This window comes from Lacrimispora sp. YZC11, from assembly GCF_057543815.1.
Window position 1 is genome coordinate 61586 of record NZ_BAAJYQ010000006.1, and the last position, 25898, is coordinate 87483.

Below are 25898 nucleotides of genomic sequence, written 5' to 3' on the forward strand. Positions count from 1 at the left end.
ATGATAATTCAATTGTTGAAAGATCAATATCTTTTGCATCAATATATATTGCGCTATCTTTTCTCCGCTGCGACATATAATATAGATCGCTCTCATCGAAGTTATTTTCAAGCGTAAGGGCTTCATTCGACATCTTCGTTAATTGCCACTCATTGTCTCCATTGTAACCCAGGGGAAGTGAAAAAACAACAGTAAGGTGCTTAATGAAACCCTGCCGCCGCTCCTTTCGGGTAGACAGGCAATTTCTGACTTTTTCTAATTAACAGTTGACAAATCCATACAGACGTATTAATATACTGTTTAAATGATATAAAAATAAACCGTTGAAAAAGAAGAGTAAGCTTTCCAGGCAATATTTCAGAGAGCCGCCGGTGGTGCGAGTGCGGTATAAAGCTGATAGCTGAATGGACTTTTGAGGGCGGCCCCGAACCATTGTTCCAGTAGGGGCTGACGGAGACCACAACCGTTATTTCTCGTGGCATATATGTTAGTATATGAAAAGTGGACTTTTATAAAGTCAATTTGAGTGGCACCGCGGATTGTATGATTCGTCTCAAGTACGTTTTTTTGCGTACTTGGGACTTTTTTTATTTTCTGGATATCCGCTCACTCCCTCTTCATCTCAACGGAAACCATTTTAAGGAGGAAATATTATGAAAAAATCTATCAAAACCCTGTTACTGGCTGCCGTGGCAGCTGCCGCACTCTCCGGCTGTTCTTCTAAGGCAGCTCCGGAAAAACCTGCTGATAATAATTCCGTAACCCAGACTTCTTCTGATGCTGAGGCTGGAAATGCTGCAGACGGCATATCCTATACCATCGGTGTCGGACAGTTTGCAGAACATGGTTCCCTTGACAACTGCCGGGAAGGCTTTTTACAGGGCCTTGCAGAAGAAGGGATCGAGGAAGGGAAAAACTTAACGGTTATGTACGAAAATGCCCAGGCTGACGGAGGCACTGCAAGCCAGATCGTTAATAACTTCCTTTCCAAAAAAGTGGATTTGATCTGCGGCATCGCTACCCCAATGGCTCAGTCTGCCTATAGCGGAGCAAAAAAGGCCAACGTTCCCGTCATTTTCACGGCAGTTACAGATCCGGTTGCCGCCGCTCTGGCTAATGATGATGGAACTCCGGTTGGGGAAATCACCGGAACCAGCGATAAGCTTCCAGTGGAAAAACAGCTGGAAATGATCCGCAAGATTCTTCCCGATGCCAAGACCATCGGTATCCTTTACAGTACCAGTGAGGTAAACTCAGAAACAGCGATCAAGGAATATAAAGCCGCTGCCGCTTCCTATGGCTTTGAAATCGTAGAAGGCGCAGTGTCTGCAACTGCTGATATCCCCCTGGCAACTGACAGCATTCTGGAAAAGGTTGACTGCTTAAACAATTTAACGGATAACACCGTAGTAAGCTCTCTTCCGCTGATCCTGGATAAGGCCGGAAAGAAGAACATACCGGTATTCGGCAGCGAAGTGGAACAGGTAAAAATCGGCTGTCTGGCCTCCATTGGTCTTGATTATGTGGACTTAGGAAAGCAGACCGGAAAAATGGCCGCAAAGGTATTAAAAGGCGAAGCAAAAGCAAGTGAAATAAACTATGAAGTGATCAAGGAAGCCGCGTTTTACGGAAACTCAAAGGTTGCCGAAAACCTGGGAATCACCCTGCCGTCAGAGCTTACCGGCTCCGCTGCTGAAATTTTTACAGAGATAGCCCACTAGTAGTCAATCGGATATTCGCAATCCGCTTCGCTGCTTGATGAGGTTAAATACAAGGAATATAATTGGAGGAAGTTAAACCATGTCAATCATACTTGGCGTTTTGGAAGAAGGCCTGGTCTATGCCATTATGGCGCTGGGCGTTTACATCACTTATAAGATTCTGGATTTTCCGGATCTTTCAGTCGATGGAACCTTCCCTCTGGGAGGCGCTATTACCGTTACCCTGATCCTGGCCGGAATAAACCCGGTGGCAACGCTTTTTATTGCCTTTGCCGTCGGTGCCCTGGCAGGATGCATTACCGGCTTCATCCATGTTAAATTAAAGGTACGGGATCTTCTGTCAGGTATCATTGTCATGACTGCCCTCTATTCTGTGAATCTAAGGGTAGCCGGAAAGTCCAATGTCCCATTTTTTAATAATGATTCCATCTTTGAAAACAGTTTTATAAACCGCCTGTTTCCCGGGAAGCTTGCAGATATCAGCGTTGTGATTATATTAGCGGTCATCGTGGTGATCGTTAAGCTTTTGCTTGATCATTATCTAAAGACCCGCTCTGGCTATCTGTTAAGAGCTGTGGGTGACAATGAAACCCTTGTTACCTCTCTTGCCAAGGACAAAGGCATGGTTAAGATCATCGGCCTTGCCATTGCAAACGGCCTGGCTGCTCTGGCAGGTTCCGTATACTGCCAACAAAAAGGTTTTTTTGAAATCAGTATGGGAACGGGTACCATTGTAATCGGCCTTGCCAACGTGATCATTGGAACAAAGCTGTTTAAACGGGTTGGGTTTGTGAAATCCACCACCGCAGTCATTATCGGCTCTATCATTTACAAAGCCTGCGTGTCTTTTGCCATTTATCTTGGAATGGAAGCATCGGATTTAAAACTGATCACATCAGTGCTGTTTCTGGCTATTCTGGTGCTCAGCAACGGCAGGGAAAAGAAGGTGAAACATCATGCTTGAACTTCAAAACATCAATAAATACTACAACCAGGGAACGGTCAATGAGATGTGCCTGTTCCAGAACTTTAATCTTACCATCAAAGACCAGCAGTTCGTATCTGTGGTAGGGAGCAACGGCTCCGGCAAGACTTCCCTGTTAAACATTATCTGCGGAAGCATTCCTTTGGACAGTGGTTCTATCCTGGTGGGCGGCGTTGATATCACCAACATGCCGGAATTTAAGCGCCAGCGCCGAATCGGAAGAGTCTACCAGAACCCGGCCATGGGCACATGCCCCAATATGACTATCCTGGAAAATATGGCTCTGGCTGATACTAAGGGAAAGCCCTTTAATCTTCTTCCCGGCACCAACAAGCAGCGGATAACCTATTACAGGGAGCAGCTTCGTTTCCTGGGCCTTGGCTTAGAGGATAAGCTGCATGTAAAGGTGGGCGTTCTTTCCGGCGGTCAGAGGCAGGCCATGGCTCTTCTCATGTCCACCATGACTCCCATTGAATTCCTGATCTTAGATGAGCACACCGCTGCCCTGGATCCGAAAACTGCCGAGAATATTATGGAGCTGACAGATAAGATTGTAAAAGAAAAGCATTTGACCACCATTATGGTTACTCATAACCTTCGGTATGCAGTAGAATACGGAAATCGGCTGCTGATGATGCATCAGGGAAATGCAATCATTGATACAGAAGGGGAAGAAAAGTCCAATACGGATGTGGAACACATTTTAGAGAAATTCAATGAGATCAGCATTGAATGCGGAAATTAGAGAATTATAATTATTTCAATAAAAGAAAATCCGGCCAGTTACCTTGCCGGATCTTCTTTTTTATTGCCCATCTTTACTTTTCACACATCCACACAATCATTTCACCCTTACCCCGGTTATTCCAGCAGCAATAGGGAATCGCTTTAAACGTGTCATTTATATAGGAAGGTCTTTCTTCCTCATAGAGAGAATCACCTACCCTGGAATAATCAATGCGCATGCCTTCCAGTCCGGCACACATGGTTCCTCCAAGCAATGATTCGTCAAACTCTTCCTTAGGCGGCACCGAACTGTCAATCATGTCAGATACCAGATACTTGCCGTTATCCGCTTCCTCAAGGCAATACACCATAGGCCCTTTCATCAGGCAGATCTTCCCGATATTGTCACGCACCCTGGGATTGCATCTTACAAAGCGGAAAGAAACATCAAAAACCACTGTGATCTTATCTCCTGCCTTCCATTTACGGGTCAGAAATATGTATCCTTTTTCCAGGCAAACGGCTTCCTTAACACCATTGACACTTAGTTCAACTTTGCCGGAATAAGACGGTTTCCGGATCCCTACAGTAAACTCCTGTCCGTCTATTTCCGGAGTGATTTCCAGTGTTACATCGCCTTTTACCGGATAATCGGAACTGAGCTCAAGACCCACGTGGCCGGATGGCAGGCCGGCTTCAAACCTGCTGCCGATAAACAGGTTCACGTAAACCGTATTCTCCTCTGAAGCATACATATAATTCCCCAGGGAAGCAAGGGTCCTTGCAATATTAGGCGGGCAGCAGGCTACTCCGAACCAAAGCTGCCTTGTGGTCTTCACGTGGCGGTACGTCGGATTCTTCTCTGCGATCTCCGGGACCACCTCTAAAGGATTGACATAAAAGAAATGCTTCCCATCCAGTGCAATTCCCGCCAAAAGGGTGTTATATAATGCTTTTTCCACTATATCTATATATTTTCCATCCCTTGTGATCTGGAACATCCGGTTGGAAAACATGGCAAGCCCCACTGTGGCGCAGGATTCGGAATAGTTTGAATTGTTCGGCAGATCATAATCCGTGGTAAATCTCTCCCCATAGGATGCGGAACCAATGCTTCCGGTGATGTACATCCTTTTTTCCACAATATTGTTCCAGAGGGTTTCACACTGTTTTAACAATTCCTTATCCTGATATTCATAAGCTAAGTCAGCCATGGCGCTGTATAAATAAACCGCCCGCACCGCATGCCCTTCCGCTGTCTCCTGTTCTCTTAAAGGCATATGGGACTGGTTATAATCCAGGTCAAAATCCTTAAATTCCGGAAAGATAAAATTCTGGTTTTTTATGCAATCTTCGTTTAAAAAATAACAAGGCCTTTCCCCTCTGGTCCGTACAAAAAAGTCAGCCAGCTCCAGATATTTTGTCATTTTTGTGACCCGGTAGAGCTTTACCAGGGCCAGCTCCACTTCCGGGTGCCCCGGGTAGCCATGGATTTTTCCTTCTTCCCTTCCAAACACCTCACACATGTAATCGGCAAAATTACATACCACATCTAAAAATCTCTTCTTGCCCGTAGCCTCGTAATATGCCACCGCCGCTTCGATCATATGTCCCGCAGTATAAAGCTCGTGGCCTTCAAATAAATCAGACCACCGTTTTTTCCCTGTAATTGTATAATACGTATTCAAATATCCGTCTTCACACTGTGCTCTGGCAATTAGATCGATGGCGCTGTCGGCGGCGGCTTCCAGCTCCGGGTTACTTTTTTTAGCAAGAGAGTAGGCGGCGGCTTCCAGCCATTTGGCAACATCCGTATCCTGAAATACCATGCCCTTGTGCTCTCCCGTTTCATCACCGCAGGCAATGCGGAAATTTCTGATACAATAACTCTTTTCAGCCCCTTCTACCTGATCATTGATCAGCTCCCATTGAAAGGGTAAAATAACATCATCCACCAGATTAATATATTTATTCCAAAATGGATCATTAATTATAATGCTTTTTAAATCCGCAGTTGTCAATTTACCGGCCTCCATATCTTTCCTCACTCAGTAATTAGTTTTTATTCATGAATCCGCTGTTTTGTCCAGATTCTTTACTGACTCTCCCTCTATCAGGGCGCAGGGAAGAGTTATGTTTACATCCCCCACACTGGTTCCATGAATGTTTTCAAGCAGCAGCTCCATGGAGCGGTATCCCATTTCCTGAAGAGGCCTTTCCACAGTGGTGATTCTTGGTGTCACATATTGGACAATATCCCCATTATCAAATCCCGTTACTGAAATATCGTCCGGAATTTTAAGTCCAAGCTCTCTCGCGGCGTCATAAACACCCACTGCCATATCGTCATTCATTGCTACAATTGCAGTTGGAAAATCCTTTTTATTAAGAAGCGTTCTGGCTGCTTCCTTTCCTTCCCGGTACTTCCAGTTTCCGCATACAATGTTTTCAGGCTTTAATTTTATCCCTGCCTCGTCTAAAGCCCTCTGAAAACCCTTAAAGCGGAGGGCAGCAGGTTCTGATCCATTAAGCCCGTTGATCACTCCAAACTCCTTATGTCCATTGCTTATGAGCATCTGCGTCATCTGGTAAACCGTTTTCTCATTACTGTAGCGGACGGAAGAACCTTCCCCATCCGTATAGCAGTAGCAATATACCACCGGTTTTTTTATATCATGAAGCACATGGCTTATTTTGCGGTCATGCATGCCCACATAAATAATTCCATCTACCTGCATTCCAATTAAAACATCTACCGCCTTGTCGATATCCTTCTGATAATTTGAAATATGTTCAAACTGGGATTCTATTTTGCTAAGAAGCCTTAAGTTATTTAATATGGTATTATATCCTCTAGCTTCCGCAATTTCATTGATCCCATCAATGATATGGGCCGTATGCCAGACGGTAATGTCTTCAACAATTACCCCAATCAGAAATGATTCATTAGTCCGGAGACTTTTTGCCAGGATATTGGACCGGTATCCTGTCTCTTTTATTATCTTTTCTACTCGTTTTCTTGTTTCTTCACTTACCTGAGCCGTATTATTAAGCACATATGACACCGTTGCTACAGATACGCCGGCCATAGAAGCAATTTCTTTTAACGTCATGGTGAATATACCCCCTCTTTTTATTCTTTTTCCGTTCCTTATCCCATCACCCTATGGCAATCCATGTTCCGCTATCCTTTCAGACCGGAAGTTTTAATCCCCTCCACCAGAAATCTGGAACCGAATAAGTAAAGAAGCATAGGGGGCAAAATCATAAGAGATGATGCTGCCATAATTGACGGCCAGTTAATGACAAATGCATTACCAGAAGTATACATAAATGTTGTCATTAATGCAATGGTCAGCGTTCTCCACTTATCACTGTTAATATAGAACACCGGCTGGGTCAGCTCATTCCACCAGAAAACGCTGGACAGCACACCGATTGTGGTAAAGGTGGATTTTGACAGAGGCAGAAGCACTTTAAAAAACACTCCCAGTCTGCTGCAGCCGTCAATAGTTGCCGCCTCATCCAGTTCCTTGGGTATGGACCGGAAAAACTGCCGGAAAAGAAAGACATTATAGGGATAGGCAAAAAATGCAGGAATCATCATGGGGAGAAGGGAATCAAGCCAGCCAATCTTCCCGAACATAATGTACTGAGGAATAATCAGGGCTATATTCGGAATCATCATCGTTCCCACAATCAACGAAAAGATTAACTTTTTCCCGGGAAACTCCATTCTCGCAAGAGGGTAAGCTACAAGAGAGGAGGACATTAATGTTCCTGCCGTTGTTCCTGCCATTAAAAGAACAGTATTGCGTACATATAAATAATAGTTGGAATGAAAGAAGATATATCTAAAGTTATCCAGGGTCACATTCTTAGGGATGATATCAGAAGTGGTGGTGAACTCTGTTAAATTTTTAAAACCACCCGAAAACACCCATATGATCGGAGAAAACATGATAACAGCAACAAGGATCTTAAGAATAAAAATTAGAATCCTGCCTGTTTTTTTCTTTACTTTTGCTGAATTCATGGCCTCTCCTCCTTAATTTTCGTAATAGACCAGCTTTTTTGATGCTGCAAATATGCCGATACCAAAGCCGCAAGCGATCATAAACAGTACCACCGACAATGCACAGGCATATCCTACCTTCATATTGCTGAAAGCTTCCTTATAGATCAAAAGGCTCAGAACCTGGGTCATCCCATCAGGATCTCCGCTTTCCCCTGTCAATGGATACAAAAGTGCAAAGGAGCCATTCAACGCACTGATGCAGCCCATAACCGCATTAAACAGCACAATGGGGGAGATCATGGGAAGAGTTACTCCGAAAAACTTCCGGAACGGGCTTGCACCGTCAATATCACACGCTTCATAAAGTTCCCGGGGAACATCATTTAAGCCTGAGCGGAAGATCAGCATCATCTGTCCGGTGTTGTATGTAAACAGGGTAATAAAAAATACGGCAAGATAAATGGTACGTTTGTCATACAGCCAGTTCACCATAACATTTTTTGCAGTTAGCTGTGAAATTATGGCATTTAAAAGACCTGCCTCTTTTCCGAAAATGGTTCGGAAGGTATACGCCAGTGCAACCGTGGGAATAACGGAAGGAAGAAAATAACAGAACTGAAATATACCGTTTAACTTCTGTTTATAATTCAACAGCATGGCCATAATTACCGCCCAGATCGTAGTAACCACCATCATGACAACCGTAAAAAACAGTGTCACTTTTATAGAATTCCAAAAGGTTGGGCTTTGCAGCATATTTACGTAATTTGCCAATCCTACAAAATTTGAAATACCGTTTAATTTCCGGTTTGTCAAACTGACTGCAAACATAAAAACGATGGGAAATAAGGTAAAACATATAAATCCTATAAACCACGGGGCACAAAAAGCATATGCAGTCAGATGATTCATAAGCTTCTTCTTTTTTATTGGCTTCCTTTTCTCATTTTTCATAGCATTCACGATCCTTTCGCTTAAAGGCACAAATGATTTCTCCTTGCGGCCGCTTCACTTCCACTTTCCATCTGATCTGCGGCCGCTCCTATACCCGGCTGATTTATTTCATCTGGCCTTATGAAAGCTTAATAGCCAATCGTCTCCTTTGCATACTGGGAAGCATTCTTAACCGCATCTTCCGGTGTTTTCTGTCCTAATACCGCTGAGTTAAATTCACTGATCGCATTGTTGGTTACTCCGGAAGGTAAGCATGTATATCCAAATACGCCGGCTTTTAAGGAATCTGTTATGGCATCCCAGTTTTCTATTGTAGTTACGCTTTCCACTTTCCAGGCCCCTTTTTCTGCTATGGATTTGATTGCAGAAGGATTTCCGCTTGCCTTTGAGTTAATGGTCTGCCCTTCCTCGCCCATCAGGTATTCAATTACTTTAAAAGCTGAATCCTGATTCTTGCTCTTTGAATTAATGCTGTAAAAACCGGTATGTAACGTGTTATATTTCAGTTTGTCGGCAGGGATTGATGCTATATCCCAGTTAAAGGCAAGCCCGCCGCCGTAAGTTCCGATATTCCAGCTTCCCTGCCAGCTCATAGCCGCTTTTCCGGCTGCAAAAAGATCTGCAGTATCGGAAGAAGGTTCAGGCATGGTGCCGTCTTTGACCATTTGTGCCACATCAGAAACATAAGAAACCGCACCGCCACCGATTACCAGCTGTCCCTTAGCCGGGTCAAAAACCTGATCTCCTGCACCGCCGATACCTGCCCACCAGGTCTGGGTATTGGGAAGAGTGCTGCCATATACCTCAGTCGTGCCGTCGGCCGCCTTTTTGGTAAGCTTCTCTGCCGCCGCCTTATAATCTGCATAAGACCAGTCATTTGTCGGGTAGGCAATGCCTGCCGCATCAAACATATCCTGGTTGTAATACAGCACTTCCGTAGCTGCACACCAGGGCAAACCATAGGTACCGCCCAGGCCCTGAGACAGCTTTGCAACCGCATCAATAAAATCATCCGTTTTAATTGTGGATTTTGCCAGATAATCATCAAGTTGAATGATTCCTCCTACCTGGGCAAAGTTTGCAATGTCATTTTCCCAGATAACGTAAATATCAACGGAATCATTCCCGGTTGAAACCATCTGGTTCAATTTAGAGGAATAATCGCTTTCCGGGAACACTGTCACTTCCACGTCAATACCTGTCGCTTTTTCAGCCTGTACATACATATTAAGAGCTTCATCTTTACTCGGCTCATTCCAGACTGCAATGGTCACTTTCTTTCCGGCTTCGGCTGAATCCGTCTTACTGCTTTCCCCTGCCTTGGACTCAGTACTTCCGGCCACAGTCCCTTCCGGCTTTTCTGTTCCCTTGGCGCCGCAGCCGGCTAATGAACCGCAAACCACAGCTGTTGACAGAAGCAATGCCAGTAATTTCTTTCTTCCCATAATAAACCCTCCAATAAATTATATTATTTTTTATTTAAACGATTAAATAACTTTTTTAAATTTTGGCCGATTGATATTGATAACCATCAGCCAAACATTATCTATTTAATCGTTTAAATTAAATTCATAAAAAAATATACACCATAATGTACAATTTTAATATATATCCTTTTTATTTATTTGTCAATATTTTGATTAATTTTTATATAATTCTTTTTTTATTGGTGATTTTATATATTTAAAGGTTTAAATCAAAAAGTGTACTTATACCCTACTGCCTCTATTTGTCAATAACAAGTTTATATATGAAAACGAGGCAGGATTCCTGAAAATCCTGCCTCGTTTGCCGGTATTACGTTTATTTTATCTGCTCATCTCACTCTGAGGTCCTTTGTCATTATGGTCTTTTATAACGGTATTGGCCTCGCTTAAGTCAGAAGTAGGAAGATCACCTGGTATGGTATTCTTTAAAGCAGCGGCCGCATTGCCGTACTGGACTGCCTTCATGCAGTCCCCTCCGCTGCTTAAAAGGCCATAAAGGGCACCTGCAATATAAGCATCTCCGCTACCGATCCGATCGACAACATCAATGTTGCGGTATGGTTCTTCCTCGTAATATTCATTTCTGGAAGCATCGTAAATCACAGAGCCAAAGGTATGGCTCTTGGGGCTGTGCACGATCCTTTGAGTGGAAGCTACAACGGAAATGGGATATTCCTCCGTAAAGCTCTTCATCATTTCCTTAACGGTCCCCTCCTTCTTAAAGGTCAGTCTGGCCGTTTCTTCTGAGCAGAAGAAAATATCCACATAGGGAAGAATCTGTTCAATACACACTCTGGCTTCCTCTCCTGTCCAGAGATTGCCACGGAAATTCACATCAAAGGAAATGATGGTTCCTGTCTGCTTGAACTTTTTGATCATATCAGTGGCTGTCTTCCTGGTATTCTCACACAAGGCCAGGGTGATTCCTGTGGTGTGGAAACAGGTAGTTGCCCTATACATCTCCTCCGGGAAGGAAGAGGTGCTGATCTGAACAAAAGAACTGTTCTTTCTGTCGTAAATGACCTTGGGTTTCCTTGGATATGCTCCGTATTCATAATAATATAGCCCCAGCCTTGCATTCGAGCTGTTATCGTAAACAAAATAGTCATCGCTGATTCCATAGGAACGGACTTTATTCTTTACAAAATTTCCTATATCATTAAACGGAAGCTGGGTAACCACGCCGGTATGAAGCCCTAAAAGAGCCGCGCCTACGGCAACATTTAATTCTGCGCCGCCCACCTGTTTTTGAAAGGAATCTCCACGGACAAGCCGTTCCACGCCTTCCGGAGACAGGCGTAACAGCAATTCTCCCAGGCTCAGTAAATCAAAAGGTCTGTCACTCATCTTGAACTTTCCTCCATAGTTTTTAAAAGGGGAGTCATTGCCCAATGACTCCCCTTCTCTATTTCTTATCGATTATCTCTGAACACGTCCTGAACCGTCGCCGCCAGCCAGAGTATCAACGTCTTCTCTGGTTACCAGGTTGAAGTCTCCAGGGATGGTATGTTTTAACGCGGATGCTGCAACACCAAACTCCAGAGCACCCTTAAAGTCCTTGCCGTCAGCCAGACCGCAGATCACGCCTGCTGCGAAGGAATCTCCGCCGCCTACACGGTCAACGATAGGGGTAACACGGTATTTTTTGGAATGGTAGAACTCACGGGTTGCGCCATCCATGATGCATGCAGACCAGCCGTTGTCGGAAGCTGAGTAGCTTTCACGCAGGGAGCTGATCACATATTTGAAGTTAAACTTATCGATCATCTGATTGAAGATGTCTACATAACCCTGTAATTCCAGCTCGCCGGAAGTTACATCGGTGTTGCCTGGCTTAAAGCCAAGAACCTTTTCTGCATCCTCTTCATTGCCGATGCATACATCAACGTACTGCATCAGGTTTGTCATGACTTTTTGAGCTTTCTCAGAAGACCATAATTTCTTACGGAAGTTTAAGTCTACGGAAACTGTTACGCCATGAGCCTTAGCTGCCTTTAAAGCTGCCTCAGTCAATTCTGCTGCTTCATCGCTTACAGCCGGTGTGATTCCAGTAAAATGGAACCAGTCCGCATCCTTAAAAATCTCGTTAAAATCAAAATTAGCTGCTGTTGCCGTAGCGATGGAGGAATGTGCTCTGTCATATACGACTGCAGACGCTCTCATGGCAGAACCTGTCTCTAAAAAGTAGATACCAAGTCTTTCGCCGCATTTTGCAATGTGCTTTGTTCCTACGTTGTATTTTCTTAAAGCAGCTACCGCACACTCACCGATGGGATTCTTAGGAACTGCTGTTACGAACTCAACGTCATGTCCATAGTTTGCCAGGGAAACAGCCACGTTAGCTTCACCGCCGCCGTAGTTTACATCAAATTCATCTGCCTGAATAAATTTCTCATTATTGGGGGTAGATAATCTTAACATGATCTCGCCCATGGTTACAAGTTTTGCCATTTTGTATTCTCTCCTAAAATTCTATTATTAATTTTTATTATTAGTTATTATTATTTGCGTGCTGCGGCTACTGCCTCAACGAATTCTTTTGCCTTAGCTGTTACTGCGGCAAAATCTCCTGTCTTAGCGCCCTTTGTCAAGCTGCTTCCGGTACCAACGGCATAAGCTCCTGCCTTGATCCACTTATCAACGTTGTCAACGTCAACGCCGCCGGATGGCATGAAATCACCCTGAGGAAGGGGTCCTTTAAAGGAGCTGATCGCTTCCGGTCCCATGATGTTGCCTGGGAAGATCTTGATGACATCACAGCCGCACTCCAATGCAGTAATTGCTTCGGTAGGTGTCATAACGCCTGGAAGCATAGGAACTCTGTAACGGTTGCAAAGCTTGATCGTCTCAACATTTAAGCCAGGGCTTACTACATAATTAGCGCCTGCAAGGATTGCTGCTCTTGCTGTTTCCGGGTCAAGAACAGTACCTGCCCCAATAACAACATCTTTATTTTTACTATATTTTTCAGACATTTTTGCGATGAATTCAATTGGATTTCCTTCATCCATGGTCATTGTGATTTCAATAAAATTGATGCCGCCTGCGATGATGGCGTCAACTACCTTCTCGCCCTGCTCAAAGTCCTTTGCACGAACAACAGCGACCAGACAGTCTTTTTTCATCTTTGATAAAACCTGTTCTTTTTTCATCATCCTTTTACTCTCCTTCTTTAATTTCGTATATACGAATCAATTTCATATTTACGATTCCTATACTTGAAATATTAATCGTTTCCATCCATTTTGTCAACAGGTATTCCTTATATTTTTCCAAGAAAGCCTAACAAACGGGAAACCTCCATGCTCTTTTCGGAAACCAGCTTTCCCAAAGCCTCATAATCATTAGAAGGCTTATAAAGGCTGGACACGCTGATGGCTCCCAGCACATTGCCATCCCGGTCAAAAACCGGGGCTCCCACACACTGCATATGCTCCTCCATTTCTCTGGCATCAAATGCATAGCCTCTTTCCCGGACCTTTTTAAGTTCTTCCAGAAGCTGCCCTTTGTTTCTGATGGTTCTCTCGGTGTACTGTGTGAATTTCAGCCGGTTGATCATCTGCTCTCTGGCCTCATCATCGCTGTAGGCCAGAATCACCTTTCCAAGGGAGGTACAGTACATGGGATTTTTAGAACCAACGGTAGCTGTAGTAATAATAGGGTTTTCCGGTTCGAACTTACATATGTATACCACATGATGATCCGACGGAATCCCAAAAAAGACTGTTTTTCCCACTTCCTTAGAAAATGCCTTGAGCACCGGCTCAATGATTCCGATAAAATCCAGATTATTGGTATAGTTAATGCCGATGCGGTAGGCCATTAAGCCTATGGTATAATTCTGCTTTTGTCCCCTTGCCACATTCACCATGCCCATCTCGGCAAGGGTTGTCACAATATCGTAGGCGCTGGTCTTGGGCAGATCCAGCTTTTCACAGAGATCGTCCAGGGTAGCTCCCTCCGGTGTTCTGGAGATCAGCTTTAAGATCTCAACGGTTCTTTGCGTCGTTCTGTTCAGTTTCATGGTTTGGCCTCCATTTCTATGTCCTAGTATACTCCGGAAAACCGGAAAAAAGCAAGATTATTTTCGCATATACGAAACATTTGTAAGTATTTACAAAATACAAGGGATTTCATCTGATTTTTTACGAAAACAATAAATCAGGGATTGTAATATTTATCATAATTATGTATAATGAACTGGGTATGTAAATACTTACAATTACGGAGGTGATGTTTTTGAATATCTATGATGTTTCCGAACATGCTCACGTATCGATTGCCACTGTTTCCCGCGTCATCAACGGAAATCCCAATGTCAGCGAAAAAACCAGAAAACGGGTTCTCGACGTCATGGAGGAGCTGGGTTACACCCCCAATGTATTCGCCAGAAGCCTGGGATTAAATACGATGAAGACCATCGGAATCATGTGTGCCGATTCTTCCGACCCATGGCTGGCGGAGGCCATCTATTATCTGGAAAAGGAATTAAGGGGCAACGGTTACGATTCTCTCCTCTGCTGCACCGGCTATCTTCCCGAAACCAAGAAGAAGTATTTAGAGCTTCTGCGTTCCAAACGGGTGGATGCCATCATCCTGACCGGTTCCCATTATATAGAAGCAAAGCCAAAGGACAATGCCTATCTCCTGGAGGCAGCAAAGGATCTCCCCATTATGCTGGTCAACGGACAGCTGGAAGGGGAGCAGATCTACAGCACAGTCTGTGATGACCATGCCGCGGTCTACGATGCCACTTTACGGCTTTACCGTTCCGGCCGTTCTTCGGTGCTCTATCTCTATTCCGGGAATTCCTTCAGCAATTTCCACAAGCTTTCCGGCTATCGGGATGCCGTAAGAGATGCCGGTTTTATGATCCGGGATGAGCTTATGGTGCTCTGTCAAAAGGACTTGGATGCTGCCATGGAACGCTTAGATACGATTTCCCGTTCCGGAGTTCATTTTGATGCGGTACTGGCTTCCGAGGATATTCTGGCCGTTGGAGCCGTAAAATATGCAGACAAGGCAGGACTCAAGATCCCTAAAGATTTAAGCATCATCGGATACAACAATTCCATCCTGTCCAGATGCACGACTCCGGAAATTACTTCCGTGGACAATAAGGTGGAAGCTCTTTGCACTACCACCGTAAACACTCTGATGAAAGTGCTTGAGGTGGGAAATGTACCGGCAAAAACCTCCATCACTCCGGAGCTGATAAAACGAGGTACTACTAATTTTTAATTTCACATATTCAAGGAGGACTCTCTATCATGAAACAGTTTATGGACAAGGACTTTTTACTGTCTACCGATTCAGCAAAAAAGCTTTATCACACCTATGCAGAGAACATGCCTATCGTAGACTATCACTGCCATATCAACCCCCAGGAAATCTATGAAGACCGCAAGTTTGATACCATTACCCAGGTATGGCTGGGCGGTGATCATTACAAATGGCGTCAGATGCGCTCCTGCGGCGTGGATGAAAGATATATTACAGGGGATGCTTCCGACCGTGAGAAGTTCCAGAAATGGGCAGAAATCCTGCCAAGGCTGATCGGTAATCCTCTCTACCACTGGAGTCACTTAGAGCTTCAGAGATATTTTGGCTATACCGGTCATTTAAACGGCAATACAGCAGAAGAAGTATGGAATCTGTGCAGTCAAAAGCTTCAGGAAGATTCCATGAGTGTCCGCAACTTAATCAGACAGTCAGGTGTCAAGCTGATCTGTACCACCGACGATCCTGCCGATACCCTGGAGTGGCACCAGAAAATTGCCGCTGATTCAACCTTTGAAGTAAAGGTACTTCCTGCCTGGAGACCTGACAAGGCCATGAACATCGAAAAACCGGATTTTGCTGCCTATATGGCAAAATTATCTGCTGTCAGCGGCGTGGAAATTAAGGATTTTGCTTCCTTAAAGACCGCTTTAAAAAACCGCATGGAGTTCTTCACCAGCCAGGGCTGCGGCGTATCCGACCATGCGCTTGAATATGTCATGTATGCTCCTGCTGATGAAGCAGAGCTTGATACAATCTTTGCAAACGGACTTTCAGGCAAAGCAATCTCTAAAGAAGATGAATTAAAATACAAGACCGCCTTTATGCTGTTCGCAGCAAAGGAATACAACCGCATGGGCTGGGTGATGCAGCTTCATTACGGCTGCAAGCGTGACAACAATGCCATGGCGTTTGAAAATCTGGGACCTGACACTGGTTTCGACTGCATCAACAACTACGCCCCTTCCGCGCAGATGGCTGATTTCTTAAACGCATTAAGCGCAACCGATGAGATCCCCAAAACCATCATCTACTCCTTAAATCCTAATGACAATGCCTCCATCGGCACCATCCTGGGCTGCTTCCAGAGCAAATTCCCCGGAAAGATCCAGCAGGGCTCCGCATGGTGGTTCAACGATCATAAAACCGGCATGACCGAGCAGATGATCTCCCTGGCAAACTTGGGATGCCTTGGTAACTTCATCGGAATGCTTACCGATTCCAGAAGTTTCTTATCCTATACCAGACACGAATACTTCCGCAGAATCCTCTGTGAACTGGTAGGCGGCTGGGTGGAGAACGGAGAATATCCGGATGACCAGGATGCCTTAAAAGAAATCATTGAGGGAGTTTCCTTTAACAATGCAATAAAGTATTTTAATTTTGAAGTATAATCCCAGGGACTGGTGCCGCAGAAAGCTGCGATGACTGTTTTTCAGTGAACAGGTCTGAGGGAGAAGAAAAGCAAAAGGAGTTCGATCCTTTCAAGAAAGATCGAACTCCTTTTTTTATTTTACTGAATCACCTTAACTGGACATTTCGCTGCGCATTTTCCGCAATTCGTACATTTCTCATAGTCTATCACCGCAACATTGTTATCCATGTGAATGGCGTCAAATTCGCACTGCTTTGTACACAGCATACAGCCAATACAGCCAACCTCACACTTAGCCTTCACATCCTTGCCCCTGTCATGGGAATTACACTGAACCAGGTGCTTAGCCTTGTATGGAACCAGGTCAATCAGATTGTTGGGGCAGGAAGAGACACATTTGCCGCAGGCTACGCATTTTTCCTTATCCACCACCGCTATTCCGTCAACTACATGGATGGCATCAAATTCACAGGCTTTTACACAGGAGCCGTAACCCATACATCCATAGATACAGGCCTTTTCACCGGAGCCGGGAACCGCCGAGATCATCCGGCAGTCGTCAATTCCGTAATAATTGTACTTAACCTTTGTCTTATCGCAGGTACCCTTGCATTTTACAAAAGCAACCTTCTTTTCCATGGAGCTGGCGGAAACGCCCATGATCTCTCCGATCCTTTCCGCTACTGCCGCGCCGCCCACCGGACAGGCAGAAACATCTGCCTGGCCCAGTGCAATGGCCTTAGCCAGGGCATCACAGCCTGCATATCCGCAGCCGCCGCAGTTGTTACCTGGAAGCTCGTTTCGGACAAGGATCTCTTTTTCATCAACTTCTACTTTAAATTTTTCGCTAGCAATACCCAGGAACACACCGATCAATATTCCGATGATGCCCACAACGGCTGCCGCAAATATAATACCTGTTACCATTCTTTCGTCTCCTCCTTATTTAATTAATCCGGAAAATCCGAAAAATGCGATTGCCATCAGGCCCGAGGTAATCAGGACAATGGGAGATCCCTTAAAAGAATGGGGAACGTCATTGTTTTCGATTCTTTCGCGGACACCTGCCAGCATAACAATGGCAATGGTAAAGCCTACGGAAATACCGACACCGTTGACAACACTTTCCAGAATGTTATATGCCTTCTGCACGTTGGTCAGGGCCACGCCCAGAACCGCACAGTTGGTGGTGATCAAAGGAAGATACACTCCCAGCGCTTCATAAAGAGCGGGCATGGACTTCTTTAAAAACATTTCTACAAACTGCACCAGAGCCGCAATGACCAGGATAAATACAATGGTCTGTAAAAACTCCAGATGCATACCAACTAAGATACCCTTGTAAATTAAGCTGGTAGCAAATGCTGCAATGGTAATTACGAAAATAACGGCTGCGCCCATACCGGCAGAGGTCTTCACATTTTTGGAAACTCCAAGGAATGGACAAAGGCCAAGGAACTGGCTGAGCACTACGTTGTTGACCAATGCGGAGCCAATGGCAATTAATAATAATTCTTTCATCTATCCATCCTCCTATTCTTCTTTCCTGGAAGCAGCAGTATTTAATTCCGCTTCCTTTTTCGCTGCTTCTGCTTTCTTCGCCGCTTCTGCCTTCTTCGCTTTCAGGGCTTCTTCCTCCTGCTTTTTCCTGGTATCAAGAATGTCATGGTTAGACATACAGGAAGAACCGGTACAGGAAGCACAGTTGCCGCCGCACGCCAGCTTGGACTGGGAAGCGGAACCATTGGTCGCGGAAGGCGCTTTAAACTTATTCTGAAGAGCCGTTAAAATTGACAGCACAAAGAATGCGCCCGGAGCAAGGACAAAAATAGAAATATGGTAATCTTCCGGGATAATGGTGTATCCGAATATGGCGCCGGAGCCTAAAAGCTCACGGACAAGTCCGATGCAGGTAAGAGCGATGGTAAAGCCAAGTCCCATACCAATTCCGTCAAAGGTGGATACCATGACACCATTCTTGGAAGCATAGGATTCTGCACGGCCTAAAATAATACAGTTTACCACGATAAGGGGAATATAAATTCCAAGTGCAGAGTACAGGCTGGGTACATAAGCCTCTAAAAGGAGCTGCACAATCGTAACAAGAGTCGCAACGACAACAATATAAGCCGGAATCCTCACCCGGTCCGGAATGATGTTACGAAGGGCAGAAATAAGCATATTTGAAAATAGCAGCACCACGGTCGTGGAAAGCCCCATGCCCACACCGTTCACCGCCGACGTGGTAACAGCCAGGGTCGGGCACATGCCAAGCATCAGAATGAAAGTCGGGTTTTCTTTTACAATACCGTTATATAAACGTTCCATACATTTGTTGTTCATCTTCCCACCTCCTAACGGTCAATACTTTGATGCACGTAATACAATGCGGCATTGACTGCATTGGTTACTGCGCTTGATGTAATGGTAGCGCCGCTGATGGCATTGATCTCCCCATCACCGGCATTTCCTGATTTGGTAACGGTAAGGGATTCCTCGTTCTTACCAGCATACTGGCCCTTAAACGCCGGTTCCTTTGCCTTTAAGCCCAGGCCAGGGGTATCGCTGATCGCAAGAAATTCAATGCCGTTAATCGTTCCATCTTCCTTGATGCCTACCGAAATCTTTACGACTCCGCTGTAGCTGTCATCGGAATGAGCGGTGATCACATAACCCAAGACAGTCCCGCTTCCATCCACTGCCCGAAAGGCATTGTCAACACCAACTTTTCCAAAATTCTGGGATAGCAGTTCTGTGTTGCAGGCTTCCACCGCCGCTTTCATCTTTTCATCCGATGTAAAGTCAGCCGCTTCCGGAAATACTTTCTTATATGCCGCCAGATTGGCCGCCTCAGTTGCCTTTTCAATGGGTTCCTTTGTAATCTGATAAGCGCCGCCCAACAAAAAGCCGGAAATCAGGGTTATAACAAATAAAATCAGTGCGTCCTTCATAAATCCGCCGTTTTTCATCTTACTTTCCCTCCTTTCCAAATGCTACCGGTAGAGAGATCTTCTCAATCAAAGGCACCAGGATGTTGCTGATGATGATGGCATAGGAAACGCCTTCCGCGGAAGCGCCGAAAAGACGGAATAATCCGGTCAGCACGCCTAAAAGAACGCCGAAAAGGATCTGTCCCTTTGGAGTGATTGGGCTGGTCACATAATCGGTAGCCATGAAGAACGCACCGAAGATAAGACCGCCGCCGCATAAATGAGTCAGTACATACATGAGATCATGCTGGCCGAAAATAAATACGAATACAGCAAAAGTGATCAGATAAACAGCCGGAATCCGGATGGAAATCACTTTTCTGAACAGGAGGTAGGCTGCACCCACGAGCAGGGCAATTACAGACACCTCACCAATGGTTCCCGAAATTTTACCGATGAACATAGATGTTATGTCAACTACATCGCCCGCCTTTAATGCGGCAAGGGGAGTTGGACCTGCAACTGCGTCACTATATGTAAAGTCCGTCATCTTGCCTGCAAAAGAAATGAGCAGGAAGCATCTTGCCGCCAGTGCCGGGTTCATGAAGTTCTGGCCCAGGCCGCCGTAAAGCTGCTTTACTACGATGATGGCAAATACACCGCCCAAAAACGGAATCCATAAAGGAATAGCCGGGGGCATGTTAAGACCCAGGATCATTCCGGTCACCAGGGCACTTCCATCGCTCACGGTAATGGGTTTTCCCATAAGGGTTTCAAATACATATTCACTTAGAATACAGGATAATACACTGATCAGCAGAATCAGCGCTGCTTTTACCCCAAACTGATATACACCATACGCAGACGCGGGAATCATGGCAATAGCAACATCCAGCATAATATTCTGTGTTGTAACCTGATCCCTGACATGAGGTGATGATGATACGTTTAACAATTTACTCATGCTTCCTCCTCCTACGCTTTCTTTCTGCTTGCCGCAACTTCTTTGCGCATCTCTTTAAATGCCTGGGTAAGAGGTCTTCTGGCCGGACAGATATAAGCACAGCAACCGCATTCGCAGCATTCCATGCCATTTAATTTAACAAACCGTTCCATGTCAGACCGTTCCGCCGCCTCCATGATCAGCTGCGGGACAATATTGCCCGGACATACCTTTACGCATCTTCCACAGCGGATGCAGGCGGTAGGCGCATTTCCTGCCACTTCGTCTTTTGTCATGCAGGTAAGGGCGGAGGAAGTCTTTGTAACGGGAATATTAAAGTCGAACAAAGCCTGCCCCATCATAGGACCTCCGGAAATTACCTTTTCCGGTTCCGTCTTAAAGCCGCCGGAAGCCTCTAACAGCTCGCTGTAGCTGGTCCCGGTCCTCACATTGTAGTTCTGGGGATTAGCTACGGCATCTCCGGTCACCGTGATGATACGGCGGATCAGCGGAATGCTCTTTGCAACCGCATTATAAATAGAAATTACCGTATCCACATTGTCTACCATGCAGCCTGCGTCAGCCGGAAGCATGGTGGAATTGATCTTTCTTCCTGTCACGGCATAGATCAGGGTACGCTCGCCGCCCTGAGGATATTTGGTCTGTAAAGGACAGACTGTGATCCTGGGCTCATCCTTTACAAGCTCCGTCATCAGCTTGATCGCTTCCGGTTTGTTGCTCTCAATGGCGATTACTCCCTTTGCATTATCAAACAGCTGCAGGATTATATTAAGTCCTTTAATGATACTTTCCGGCTCTTCTAACAACATCCGGTAATCAGAAGTTAAGTACGGCTCGCACTCCGCTCCGTTGACAATGATCGTATCGAGCTTTGATTCATCCTTTGGCGCCAGCTTCACATGAGTTGGAAATCCCGCTCCGCCAAGACCGACTACCCCTGCTTCTTTTACAAGGTTCCTGATCTCTTCTTTTGATAAGGTCTTTGGATCACGCTCTTTGCCGAATCCGTCCACCGTCTGATACTTTCCGTCATTTTCAATGATAATTGACTGGACCATAGAGCCATTAGCGACCAGTCTTGGTTCAATGGTTTTTACCGTTCCTGAAACAGAGCTGATCACGCAGGCAGAAATAAAGCCTCCCGGCTCCCCGATCTTCTGCCCAACCAGCACTTGATCACCTGCCGCCACCAAAGGTTTCGCCGGTGCACCGATATGCTGGGACAAGGGAAACACCATCTCGCCTTTTGGCTGCAGCACTTGTACAGGTTTATTTTCCGACAATTCTTTTCCTTCAAAAGGATGAATGCCGCCTTTAAATGTAGCCAGACCCATTTAACTAACCCTCTTTCTCTACAATTCTTGTACTCTCCTGGCAAAATTTCAGCATTTTGCCACCTGAAACAGTATAACATAATTTACAAACCGAAACAATGCATAAATACATATTGTATACTGTGTTTTATATACAATTCTTTATGTTTATCAGTGGTGTAACCAGGTATCAGCCCCCATTACCTCGTTAATTAAATAACAATTATCTGGAAATAAGATTCCATAATGTTTTCATAAAAACACAATTATTCGGTTATTTTTTTGTAATTCCTGATTATCAGCCTTTTTTTGACAGTGTTTTTAATTTTATACACTAATCTTCGTTATTTTTTTGTTAATTTTTTATAATATTTAAAGGTTTTTCTCCTATTTATATGTACCAAAATTATCATTAACTGCTTTATTTATTAGAAATTTTAATAAATAAAAAAGGAGCATTGTGAAAATGGAATCATAACTGACTCCATTTTCTTCAATGCTCCCCCTATGGGTGTGCAGCCGGTCTTTTGATTAATCCAGTTCCAATGCCCCGGTATAAAGCTGATAATATCTGCCTTTTTGTTTCAGAAGATCTTCGTGATCTCCCCGTTCAATGATCTCCCCATTTTCCAATACCATGATGGCATTGGAGTTGCGCACCGTAGACAGGCGGTGGGCGATCACAAACGTGGTCCGGTCCGCCATAAGGCGGTCCATGCCCCGTTCAATATGCTTTTCCGTTCTGGTATCCACGGAGCTGGTCGCTTCATCAAGGATCAGAACCGGCGCCTTTGAAATAGCTGCTCTGGCAATGTTTAAAAGCTGTCTCTGCCCCTGGCTTAAGTTGGCACCGTCTCCCTCCAGCACCGTGTCAAAGCCGGCGGGAAGCCTCATGATAAAGGAATATGCGGAAGCCGTTTTTGCTGCCTGGATCACCTCTTCATCCGTTGCATCAAGCCTGCCGTAACGGATGTTCTCCATGACGGTTCCTGTAAACAGATGGGTATCCTGAAGGACCATGGCAATATTCCGGCGTAAGTTTTCCCGCCTGATATGACGGATATCCACTCCGTCAATGGTAATTTCACCGCCCTGAATATCGTAAAAGCGGTTCAAAAGGTTTGTGATCGTAGTTTTTCCTGCTCCCGTAGAACCCACAAAAGCAATCTTCTGCCCTGGCTTTGCATATAGGCTTATATCCTTTAAAATCACTTTGCCGGGGTCATAGCCGAAGGTCACATTCTTTAGTTCCACAAATCCATTCATCGGCTCCAGCTCTGCCGCATCTTCGTCATCTGCAGGCTCCGGCTCCTCATCCATAATAGCAAATACCCGTTCTGCTCCCGCAAGGGCGGAGAAGACATTGGTCACCTGCATGGACATCTCGTTGATCGGACGGCCAAACTGCCTGGAAAAGGTCAAAAACACGGTCAGTCCGCCCACATCAAAGCCTCTAAGTACACAGAGAAGTCCTCCGATGCATGCGGTAAGGATGTAATTCAACTGGCTTAAATTTCCCATAACCGGCATCATCACGCCTCCAAAAAACTGTGCATGGATCATGTTGTTCCTTAAATCCTCATTGAGGATCTCAAATTCCTCTTCTGCCACATCTTCATGACAGAACACCTTTACCACCTTCTGGCCGCTGATGACTTCTTCAATATATCCGTTTACGGCACCAAGGGAGCTTTGCTGGGCCGAGAAAAACTTCTGGCTTCTTGACGCCACAAAGCCGCCGACCTTCATCATAACAGGTATCATGATTAAGGTCACCAAGGTCAGCCAGATATTTGTATATATCATAAGCACCACGGTACCTATAATGCTTAAGGCTCCGGTAAAGAGCTGGACTAGAGTGTTGCTTAACATCTGACCGATGGTATCCACATCATTGCTGAACCGGCTCATGAGATCACCAGTGTTATTGGAATCGTAAAACCGCACCGGCAGGGTCTGAATCTTGGTAAATAAATCATCCCTTATCTTTTGCAGGGCATTTTGCGCAACCGTCAGCATGATCCTGGATTGAGCATAGTTTGCAATTACACTAATGAGATAAACAATCCCCATGACCCCAATACCTTTTGCAAGGCCTAAAACGCTTCCCTTCCCGCCGGCCGGCGGTGCAATAAACTGATTAATGATGGGACGCAGCATATAAGAACCGGCTAACATCGCAAGTGTACCTGCAATGACGCAGAAAAATGCTGCTCCCATATAAAGTTTGTATTCATTTAAATAAGACATGAGACGCCGAATGGTCGCCTTGGCATTCTTCGGGAGGCTGCCCTTTATCTGCCCACCTCCTCTGCTCCCGCCCATGGACCCACGGTTCCTGGCCGGCTGGGAAGAGCGGCCATAGCGCCTTTTTAAGCTTTCAACTTTTTTCTGCTTATCCATTATGCACCCGCCTCCTTTTCCCGTTCTCTCTGGGAATAATAAATCTCCTGATAAGCCTCGCAGGACTCCAGCAGCTCTTCATGGGATCCCATGCCTACGATTTGTCCGTCATCGAGCACGATGATCTTATCCGCGTTTTCCACGGACCCGATGCGCTGGGCAATGATGAATTTGGTCGTGTTCTTTAAGGTGGTCTGGAAGCATTGGCGGATACGGGCTTCCGTTGCAGTGTCCACAGCAGAGGTGCTGTCATCCAGAATCAGTATTTTCGGTTTCTTTAAAAGAGCCCTGGCAATGCAAAGTCTTTGCTTCTGGCCGCCGGATACATTGGAACCTCCCTGCCCCAAATCCGTATCATACCCATCCTTAAAGTTAGATACAAAGCCATCGGCCTGGGCGCTTTCTGCCATGAGGACTACTTCTTCCATGGTAGCATTCTCGTCTCCCCAACGGAGATTTTCTTCAATGGTTCCTGAAAAAAGGACATTCTTTTGTAAAACCATTCCAACGCCTTCCCGAAGGTTTCTGATGGAATAATCCCTTACGTCAATGCCATCCACCAGAACTTGTCCTTCATCCGCATCGTAAAGACGGGGGATCATCTGCACGAGAGAGGTTTTTCCGCTACCCGTGGAACCGATGATTCCAATGGTATCTCCAGGCTCCGCCGCAAAATTAATGTGTTTTAAGACCATTTCATCCATTCCCTTTATATACTGGAAGGATACATTCCGAAATTCTACCTTACCCCTTGTTACCTGGGCGGATTTTTCTGCCGCGCCTTCATCGGTCAAATCGATCTCGGTATCCAGGACCTCTTTGACACGCCTTAAGGAAGCCATGGCCCGGGAAGCCTGCAAAAATACCATGGATAACAGCATCAGGGACATGAGGATCTGGACAATGTAGGTGGTAAAGGCCGTCAGATCACCTACAGGCATCTTTCCTGCGATAATGAGATTTCCTCCATACCACACCACTGCAAGGGTCGTGACATTCATGGCAAGCATCATCACAGGCATGCTGGTTACGACAATCTTCATGGCGTCAAGGCTGCCTTCCTTTAAATCCCGGTTTGTAGCCTGAAATTTCTTTTCTTCAAAATCTTCCCTGACAAAGGATTTAATGACGCGCACATTGGTCAATGCCTCCTGTACACCGGAGTTTAAGCGGTCGATCTTCTTCTGCATTACCTCAAAACGCGGAAAAGCCGCCTTTAAAATAATGAAGATGGCAAGGATCAGTACTGGAATCACCACTAAAAGTATTACCATAAGCTGCCGGTTCATGAGATAGGCCATAATAAGACCCCCGATCAGCATGCCAGGAGCCCGGAACATCAGGCGCAGGCTCAGCATTACCACATTTTGAATCTGCTGGATATCGTTGGTCATCCTGGTAACCAGAGATCCTGTGCTGAAATCATCAATATTTCTAAAGGAAAACTGCTGGACTTTATGAAATACATCCTTTCTCAAATCCGTGCTAAAACAAATGGAGGCCTTAGACGAAAAATAGGAGGCTCCGATTCCTCCCGATGCCATAATAACGGCAATGGCGATCATTCTCCATCCCATATTTAAAATGTATCCTACATCTCTTGTGGCGACCCCGTTGTTGATGATCATGGACGTCAGCCTTGGAAGCATGATCTCACCAAATACTTCCGTCAGCATTAAGAGGGGCGCCAGTATAAAGGCTCCCAGATACGGCCTGATATATTTCCAATATCGTTTCAAGTT

General features: G+C 45.3%; 22 protein-coding genes and 1 other annotated feature. Of the genes, 5 read left to right on the plus strand and 17 right to left on the minus strand.

The window, feature by feature from the left end; all coding sequences use genetic code 11:
* Positions 1–314: 314 nt before the first annotated feature.
* Positions 315–559, plus strand: a binding site (T-box leader).
* A gap of 94 nt (positions 560–653) precedes the next feature.
* The 3 genes from AC27IJ_RS06525 (at position 654) to AC27IJ_RS06535 (ending at position 3451) form a co-directional block, all read left to right on the plus strand.
* Positions 654–1721, plus strand: a complete 1068-nt coding sequence (locus AC27IJ_RS06525; RefSeq protein ID WP_312448031.1) for an ABC transporter substrate-binding protein — start codon at positions 654–656, stop codon at positions 1719–1721.
* A 79-nt stretch (positions 1722–1800) separates the two neighbouring features.
* The gene (locus AC27IJ_RS06530) at positions 1801–2685 is read left to right on the plus strand and encodes an ABC transporter permease (protein ID WP_312501117.1); all 885 of its coding nucleotides are present in this window, start codon (positions 1801–1803) and stop codon (positions 2683–2685) included.
* Entirely contained in the window at positions 2678–3451 is a 774-nt protein-coding gene (locus AC27IJ_RS06535; RefSeq protein WP_312448028.1) for an ABC transporter ATP-binding protein, read from the plus strand. The genes AC27IJ_RS06530 and AC27IJ_RS06535 overlap by 8 nt, the downstream gene beginning before the upstream one ends.
* Before the next feature lie 73 nt (positions 3452–3524).
* Here AC27IJ_RS06535 and AC27IJ_RS06540 read toward each other — a convergent pair whose 3' ends face one another.
* The 9 genes from AC27IJ_RS06540 to AC27IJ_RS06580 form a co-directional block, all read right to left on the minus strand.
* Positions 3525–5468, minus strand: a complete 1944-nt coding sequence (locus AC27IJ_RS06540; RefSeq protein ID WP_487148104.1) for a glycoside hydrolase family 127 protein — start codon at positions 5466–5468, stop codon at positions 3525–3527.
* Between the two features lie 30 nt (positions 5469–5498).
* Complete coding sequence (locus tag AC27IJ_RS06545) at positions 5499–6545, minus strand: LacI family DNA-binding transcriptional regulator (protein WP_312448023.1); 1047 nt, start codon at positions 6543–6545, stop codon at positions 5499–5501.
* Between the two features lie 71 nt (positions 6546–6616).
* Positions 6617–7468, minus strand: coding sequence for a carbohydrate ABC transporter permease (locus AC27IJ_RS06550; RefSeq protein WP_313257902.1), 852 nt, complete (start codon positions 7466–7468; stop codon positions 6617–6619).
* Between the two features lie 12 nt (positions 7469–7480).
* The gene (locus AC27IJ_RS06555; protein WP_312448018.1) at positions 7481–8434 is read right to left on the minus strand and encodes a carbohydrate ABC transporter permease; all 954 of its coding nucleotides are present in this window, start codon (positions 8432–8434) and stop codon (positions 7481–7483) included.
* 98 nt (positions 8435–8532) lie between these two features.
* A complete protein-coding gene (locus tag AC27IJ_RS06560) occupies positions 8533–9849 on the minus strand; it encodes an ABC transporter substrate-binding protein (RefSeq protein ID WP_487148107.1) in 1317 nt (438 codons plus the stop codon).
* A gap of 363 nt (positions 9850–10212) precedes the next feature.
* The gene (locus AC27IJ_RS06565) at positions 10213–11238 is read right to left on the minus strand and encodes a sugar kinase (protein ID WP_312501126.1); all 1026 of its coding nucleotides are present in this window, start codon (positions 11236–11238) and stop codon (positions 10213–10215) included.
* Positions 11239–11310: 72 nt separating this feature from the next.
* Positions 11311–12342: a PfkB family carbohydrate kinase gene (locus tag AC27IJ_RS06570; RefSeq protein ID WP_312448011.1), complete on the minus strand. Its 1032-nt coding sequence runs from the start codon at positions 12340–12342 to the stop codon at positions 11311–11313.
* A 50-nt stretch (positions 12343–12392) separates the two neighbouring features.
* Positions 12393–13043, minus strand: coding sequence for a bifunctional 2-keto-4-hydroxyglutarate aldolase/2-keto-3-deoxy-6-phosphogluconate aldolase (locus AC27IJ_RS06575; protein ID WP_312448065.1), 651 nt, complete (start codon positions 13041–13043; stop codon positions 12393–12395).
* 110 nt (positions 13044–13153) lie between these two features.
* On the minus strand, positions 13154–13915 hold the full coding sequence (locus AC27IJ_RS06580) for an IclR family transcriptional regulator (RefSeq protein ID WP_312448009.1): 762 nt from the start codon (positions 13913–13915) through the stop codon (positions 13154–13156).
* A gap of 215 nt (positions 13916–14130) precedes the next feature.
* Between AC27IJ_RS06580 and AC27IJ_RS06585 the strand changes: the two genes are divergently transcribed.
* A complete protein-coding gene (locus tag AC27IJ_RS06585; protein ID WP_312448008.1) occupies positions 14131–15132 on the plus strand; it encodes a LacI family DNA-binding transcriptional regulator in 1002 nt (333 codons plus the stop codon).
* 29 nt (positions 15133–15161) lie between these two features.
* Entirely contained in the window at positions 15162–16565 is a 1404-nt protein-coding gene (gene uxaC, locus AC27IJ_RS06590; RefSeq protein ID WP_312501130.1) for a glucuronate isomerase, read from the plus strand.
* 119 nt (positions 16566–16684) lie between these two features.
* On the opposite strand, the gene AC27IJ_RS06595 is transcribed toward uxaC, so the two are convergent.
* From AC27IJ_RS06595 to AC27IJ_RS06630, 8 genes are all read right to left on the minus strand, one after another.
* Positions 16685–17473, minus strand: coding sequence for an RnfABCDGE type electron transport complex subunit B (locus AC27IJ_RS06595; RefSeq protein ID WP_312501131.1), 789 nt, complete (start codon positions 17471–17473; stop codon positions 16685–16687).
* Between the two features lie 15 nt (positions 17474–17488).
* Positions 17489–18067: an electron transport complex subunit RsxA gene (gene rsxA / locus AC27IJ_RS06600; RefSeq protein ID WP_312501132.1), complete on the minus strand. Its 579-nt coding sequence runs from the start codon at positions 18065–18067 to the stop codon at positions 17489–17491.
* 12 nt (positions 18068–18079) lie between these two features.
* Complete coding sequence (gene rsxE, locus AC27IJ_RS06605) at positions 18080–18889, minus strand: electron transport complex subunit RsxE (RefSeq protein WP_312447999.1); 810 nt, start codon at positions 18887–18889, stop codon at positions 18080–18082.
* An 11-nt stretch (positions 18890–18900) separates the two neighbouring features.
* Complete coding sequence (locus AC27IJ_RS06610; protein WP_312447997.1) at positions 18901–19515, minus strand: RnfABCDGE type electron transport complex subunit G; 615 nt, start codon at positions 19513–19515, stop codon at positions 18901–18903.
* A gap of 1 nt (position 19516) precedes the next feature.
* Positions 19517–20440, minus strand: coding sequence for an RnfABCDGE type electron transport complex subunit D (locus AC27IJ_RS06615; protein WP_312447995.1), 924 nt, complete (start codon positions 20438–20440; stop codon positions 19517–19519).
* 11 nt (positions 20441–20451) lie between these two features.
* Positions 20452–21774: an electron transport complex subunit RsxC gene (gene rsxC / locus AC27IJ_RS06620; protein ID WP_487148113.1), complete on the minus strand. Its 1323-nt coding sequence runs from the start codon at positions 21772–21774 to the stop codon at positions 20452–20454.
* Positions 21775–22284: 510 nt separating this feature from the next.
* Positions 22285–24156: an ABC transporter ATP-binding protein gene (locus AC27IJ_RS06625; RefSeq protein WP_312501135.1), complete on the minus strand. Its 1872-nt coding sequence runs from the start codon at positions 24154–24156 to the stop codon at positions 22285–22287.
* Positions 24156–25895, minus strand: coding sequence for an ABC transporter ATP-binding protein (locus tag AC27IJ_RS06630; RefSeq protein ID WP_487148115.1), 1740 nt, complete (start codon positions 25893–25895; stop codon positions 24156–24158). The genes AC27IJ_RS06625 and AC27IJ_RS06630 overlap by 1 nt, the downstream gene beginning before the upstream one ends.
* Positions 25896–25898: the final 3 nt, after the last annotated feature.